The sequence below is a fragment of the Tindallia californiensis genome, from assembly GCF_900107405.1.
GTDB classification, from domain to species: domain Bacteria; phylum Bacillota; class Clostridia; order Peptostreptococcales; family Tindalliaceae; genus Tindallia; species Tindallia californiensis.
The window spans coordinates 1-4,938 of the sequence record NZ_FNPV01000019.1 but is presented as its reverse complement, the minus strand read 5'-3'; the positions used below and the strand labels follow the sequence as shown (position 1 = coordinate 4,938).

Sequence of the window (4,938 nt, the reverse complement as noted above, 5' to 3'; positions counted from 1 at the left end):
GCCAGGGTCAGGATAATAATCCCTATATCTCCCATTCCCTGTGGAAAGTACAGAGCAAAAAACAGTCGATTGTTATATAGCCCGGGGATATGTTCTTGCTTGAACACTGAGCCTCCGGCTAAATGAAGGATGAGTTTCCTCCGTCCCGAACTGGCCCGATGAACTCTTGTCTTTTAATTACGTTAGGTTACTGATGCATTTAGCGTAGTATGTAAACAAAGGTGAATTCCGACAAGAAAATCCAGGAAAAGGATAAGCCGTAAGACCTGCAAAGTTTAAAGAAAATCAAAAACACGACAAAAATTGTGAATAACAATGACAAAAATTGTCCAGACAAGCCATAAAAGATATGTCATACTAAACTTTGAGGGCATCTGCGTTATGCGATTTCTCCACCGCTAACTAGGTTGACCATGTGATTGACAATGATGGGCTTTTGACTTTGCACTCCATAGATCAGGCAGCGAGTGGCTACTTTGTTAATGAGACGAACTACGCCACCGGAATAGGCATAGATGGCATCCAGTGCTCCTTCTGAAAAAAATCCCGGTCTGTCCCGGCTTGTCGGAAACTATCAATGACAATGGCGTTACCTACATCCTTGTATAATGTATTTAGATTGATAAAGGTACCCGATAAACCTTTAAAGCCTGCAAGATCATACGCTTAGGTGTATAATCTACTTATTAGATAGAGGATATCGTTCGCTCCTTGAAGCCCAGACTTCGCACTTGAAAGACTGACCACTTCTGTCTGATAAGCTGATTACGGATCCGTTGTTTATGATAATCTAAAAATACCCCAGAGGGAGTACAATTAACCCTATGAAACTTCATAGAAAAGGTTAAGGGAATGATCCCTTTAGTGCAAAAACAAAAAATTATATTAAAACATTTTAGAGAAGGGAAATCACAGAGGAATATCCACAGGGAAACAGGCATTTCTCGAAAGACGATTCGGAAGTTCGTGATGGGGGTCTTCAGGCAATTTTGACACTGAAGCCGTCGGATGCGTAACACCTTCTCTTGAAGGACTCCGTTGGTCTTGTTGGTCTCACGAATCTTGCGATTTCGGCTTCCAAGGACTTTTCTTGAGTCAATTGGCAGCAGTGACAGATAAATAGCTCCAAACTTCTAAAAGAATACTGGTTTCCAGGGTGTTTATTCAGTTCGTATTCTATTTGAATTATCATAGGAGTTGCGTGAGACGTCCCTGAGACTTGCTAACGGAAGTAGTCTATCGAACAGGGGCATCTTTCTTTTTTCAAAAATTGTTATGGTCATTACATCCGTCAATTCTTGGTCAGGCAAGTTCGTCAGCAAACGGTCATTTTAGGCCGTCATAACCACTTAAAGAAGAAGGGGAGTCATTAATGTTTCGCCCCCTGTGTTAGGATAGTTGTCATAGACCTCCAACTAAAGTATAGTGAGTGCTAAGAAGAGTTGGAGGAGGAAAAACATGGCCCTCTACAGCGAATCATTCAAAATATCCATTATGCAGAAGATGATGCCGCCTAAAAATCAGAAAGTATCCACCACAGCTCAAGAAAGTGGCATGTCAGAAGGCACTTTATATAAATGGAAAAAAGAAGCTAAAGCCATATGTGTGGGTGGTTTGACGCTTACGTTTGACGCTTACGATGTTTAATAAAGAAAAGTGAATCTGTGAATAACAAACTAAAGAAGGATTTTGAATATGTTAAAAGAAATGAGTAAAAATGAAATGAGAGAGATTAATGGAGGGAATGCATTTACTCCCCGATGTGGAGATTAAAGAGATGTACCAGCTGCTGTAGGTCAAGCGATTAAAGGTCTTTACAATACAGCGACAACGAATCGTGATTTTCAGCAAGCATTCGTCGGAACGGGCCAGATGACATATGGGGCGATTAAACGTAATCCAGTAACAGCTGCTAAGGGCTGGGAAAGAATTGAAAAAGCTGCTGGATACTAAAGTTTTCAAGAAACAATGAGGATTGATTATTCATATGTAAACTCAAAAGTATAAATTTATAAATATGGCACCTTATTTTGAAAAATAGGGTGTCATATTAAACCTGATAAATAATGGGGATGGTGGTAAAGTGTTTTTTAAAATCTATTCAATTATTGTGGCATGCATGACGGGGCTGGTATTATATTACACTCGTGATACTATGACGGGTTTATGGTGGCAATCACCTTAAACCCGTGTGTGGGAATGTATTTCTTCAGATATTGGAGGTGATAGCGTGACTAAACATGTATTACTGTACATTTTGTTAGCGGTTTTATTTTTACCGCCACTTCTTTTGTTTATTCCTATAGGATTTTTTATTATGTTACTGCTTGTTCCACTCATTCCATACTTAACTTCGATGGAAGTAATTGAAAAACTGAGAGATCGTTTATTTTCATTTTTTTTCGTCGAAAAGGAGAACAAAGAAGATAATGTTAAAGAAGCAAGTGAAAAATCAGAAGAAAATACAGAAGTGTTGAAATGGTCGTCATGGATAGATCGCTACGGACTAATAGTAGCACTTATCGTGTCGATAGCGATCATAATCCGATGGGATGGATGGGCGATGGCGCTTGGTCAAATCGCTTTTATATTTTTGAGTGGTTTTGGAGTAATTACTCTAAAAAAACCAAAGAAATGAAGAACTTTTAATGGTTGATGGTGGAAGTTGGTTGAGAGATTTTACAATGGGAACAGAAGCTAGCTTAGGTGAAACACAAGGGAAGTATACAGAAAAATAAACAACTCAAAAAATTTACAGTATAACAACGTAATGATAGATCGTTTACCAAGAATGAATACTAGGCAAAATAAATCAGCGAAATCATTAATTGAAGCATATTAGAAACCAATAAACAAAAAACAAAGAGAATCCCAATGTGTATATTTGCAAAATAAGAGGTTAACAAATACTTTTTTACCTGTTAGCCTCCTTATTATTTCCTGTACGCCTAATATATTTATTGCTCGTTTCATAATATAGGCTAAAAAAGCAAAAGAAATCTCCGCTTTTACTGACTGCATACCTTTTGTCAGAAAATACGTTATGCCTAATCCCCTCTTTATCGTTCCAAACGGATGTTTTGCAATTATTTGTCTTTGTTTATAAAGATCTTTATTTTCTGCTGTTCTTTGGTCTACCCTATCTAAAAAGTCTTGATCTATAGGCCTCCTCCCCTTTGTTAGGATAGGTGTCATAGCTGTATATTCTTCTTAAAGAGTACCGTGAATCCGGAATGAATTTTTGTCAGTCAGCTTTAGAAGACCCATACAACTTTTGTAGGCTTGCTGTTCAATACGCTTGGAGGTAAGAATGGCATCAATCGATCGGTAGGTGTTCGCCCCGATTTTTTCAGCCCATTTTCTGAACCGTTCTCCGGTCCATTCCAGATGCTTTTGATGATCAGGCGGCATATGCTCTAAGGTGGTGCTGTACTGGCCTTTTCGGCCATAAAGACGCTGGTGGGATGTGATGCGATTGTGATTGTAGAAAACTTCAATGACCCTGGCTGTTACCCTTACATCAACTTTTCTCTTAATATATTCGTGTGGAACAGAGTATAGCATTCCATCTACGGATATGTGATAATTGAACTGAACAGTGGCTTGTTTCCACAGAGCCAGTTCGTAAGGGGTAGCAGGCAGGGGTGTCAGGAAAGGCAATTCTTCCGCATGGAAGAGACTCCACCTGCTTCCTTCCTTTTTTTGAAAATCTTTTAAGTTAAAATCTTCAAGCTTCTCTTTGATGGCGCTGTTTAATTCAGATAAAGAAAAGAACTGCTCCTTTCGAAGTGCGGCGATGACCAGGTGTAGATGCGACCCACGGCCCCTTCTACATTGGGTTTATCCTTAGGTTTGCGAACCCTTGCTGGGATGACAGCTGTTCCGTAATGTTCAGCCATTTCATCGTAGATGGCGTTGACTTTCTGGTTGTACCACCCCTTGTTGTGATCGACAGCGGTTTTACAGTTGTCAGGCACCAGTATTTTTGCCACACCACCGAAGTATTCATACATGTGTACATGGGCCGTAATCCAGGCTTGCTGTTTTTCATTAACAAAGGCTTCCACATAGGCGTATTGACCGTAGGTCATCACCCCAACAAAGAGATGAGTTTCCGTAACTTCACCTGTATCAGGATCAATGATCTGTGCGGGGGTACCAGCTATATTTGCATCGCTGGATGCATATATATATTATATGCGAAGCGGTATCGTGCACCGAAAATGCGGTATCATTACGCCGGACAGATGGTGCAATTTGCTCCAGAATACTCAATAGCTTTCCAACTAAAGTATAGTAAGTATCAAGAAGAGTTGGAGGATGAAAAATATGCCCCGTTACAGCGAATCATTTAAAATGTCCATCATGCAAAAGATGATGCCGCCTGAAAATCAGAAAGTATCCACCATAGCTCAAGAAACTGGCATGTCAGAAGGCACTTTATATAAATGAAAAAAAGAAGCTAAAGCCATATGTGTGGGTGGTTTGACGCTTGCGATATTTAATAAAGAAAAGTGAATCTGTGAATAACAAACTAAAGGAGCATTCCTGTATAAGGAAAGAAAATGAGATTTGAAAAAACAAGTCCCCACAGTAGAATAGAATTGTTTCCAGCCGGAACACAAAACTAAACTACAGAAGGACTTACAGTATGAATTTGTCACAAAATGACCGCATCAATCAAGTCAAAGAAAGCAGCTTAGTAATTGGAATCGACATTGCCAGTGAAATCCACTACGCCCGAGCCTTTGATTGACGAGGGCTGTAACTGGGAAAAGTCATGCGAATTGAAAACAGCTTAGAAGGCTTTCGAAAGTTGGAAGAATGGGTCAATAGACTACAGCAACAATGGTTATTGTCTTTCGATTACCGAGGGGTACTGCGATTACTTTCAACTCTTAAAAGCATTATCCAGCTATCGGAAACACGATTCTTCTA

The 4,938-nt window shown here is 39.6% G+C and carries 7 protein-coding genes; 4 read left to right on the top strand and 3 right to left on the bottom strand.

The window, feature by feature from the left end; translation table 11 throughout:
• Positions 1 to 1,458: 1,458 nt before the first annotated feature.
• From BLV55_RS14325 to BLV55_RS14320, 3 genes are all read left to right on the top strand, one after another.
• Positions 1,459 to 1,647 carry a transposase gene (locus tag BLV55_RS14325; protein ID WP_093315657.1) on the top strand — a complete coding sequence of 63 codons (189 nt, stop codon included), beginning with the start codon at positions 1,459 to 1,461 and terminating at the stop codon, positions 1,645 to 1,647.
• A gap of 48 nt (positions 1,648 to 1,695) precedes the next feature.
• A complete protein-coding gene (locus BLV55_RS15080) occupies positions 1,696 to 1,773 on the top strand; it encodes a bacteriocin (protein ID WP_143033231.1) in 78 nt (25 codons plus the stop codon).
• A gap of 457 nt (positions 1,774 to 2,230) precedes the next feature.
• Complete coding sequence (locus BLV55_RS14320; protein WP_093315655.1) at positions 2,231 to 2,638, top strand: hypothetical protein; 408 nt, start codon at positions 2,231 to 2,233, stop codon at positions 2,636 to 2,638.
• A 200-nt stretch (positions 2,639 to 2,838) separates the two neighbouring features.
• Here BLV55_RS14320 and BLV55_RS14315 read toward each other — a convergent pair whose 3' ends face one another.
• The 3 genes from BLV55_RS14315 to BLV55_RS14940 all read right to left on the bottom strand — a co-directional run bounded on the left by BLV55_RS14315 (position 2,839) and on the right by BLV55_RS14940 (position 4,091).
• The gene (locus BLV55_RS14315) at positions 2,839 to 3,195 is read right to left on the bottom strand and encodes a transposase (RefSeq protein ID WP_093315653.1); all 357 of its coding nucleotides are present in this window, start codon (positions 3,193 to 3,195) and stop codon (positions 2,839 to 2,841) included.
• A 15-nt stretch (positions 3,196 to 3,210) separates the two neighbouring features.
• Positions 3,211 to 3,660 (bottom strand): Mu transposase domain-containing protein, encoded by a 450-nt coding sequence (locus BLV55_RS14945; protein WP_330386638.1) that lies wholly within the window; start codon positions 3,658 to 3,660, stop codon positions 3,211 to 3,213.
• Between the two features lie 92 nt (positions 3,661 to 3,752).
• Entirely contained in the window at positions 3,753 to 4,091 is a 339-nt protein-coding gene (locus tag BLV55_RS14940) for a hypothetical protein (protein WP_330386637.1), read from the bottom strand.
• Positions 4,092 to 4,320: 229 nt separating this feature from the next.
• On the opposite strand from BLV55_RS14940, the gene BLV55_RS14905 reads away from it, so the two are divergent.
• On the top strand, positions 4,321 to 4,452 hold the full coding sequence (locus tag BLV55_RS14905) for a hypothetical protein (protein ID WP_278280064.1): 132 nt from the start codon (positions 4,321 to 4,323) through the stop codon (positions 4,450 to 4,452).
• Positions 4,453 to 4,938: the final 486 nt, after the last annotated feature.

What these genes read in the sequence shown, in the direction of transcription:
- BLV55_RS14325 (WP_093315657.1), top strand. Translation starts at nt 1,459, where the DNA reads ATGGCCCTCTACAGCGAATCATTCAAAATATCCATTATGCAGAAGATG.
- BLV55_RS15080 (WP_143033231.1), top strand. Translation starts at nt 1,696, where the DNA reads ATGTTAAAAGAAATGAGTAAAAATGAAATGAGAGAGATTAATGGAGGG.
- BLV55_RS14315 (WP_093315653.1), bottom strand. Translation starts at nt 3,195, where the DNA reads ATGACACCTATCCTAACAAAGGGGAGGAGGCCTATAGATCAAGACTTT.
- BLV55_RS14940 (WP_330386637.1), bottom strand. Translation starts at nt 4,091, where the DNA reads ATGACCTACGGTCAATACGCCTATGTGGAAGCCTTTGTTAATGAAAAA.
- BLV55_RS14905 (WP_278280064.1), top strand. Translation starts at nt 4,321, where the DNA reads ATGAAAAATATGCCCCGTTACAGCGAATCATTTAAAATGTCCATCATG.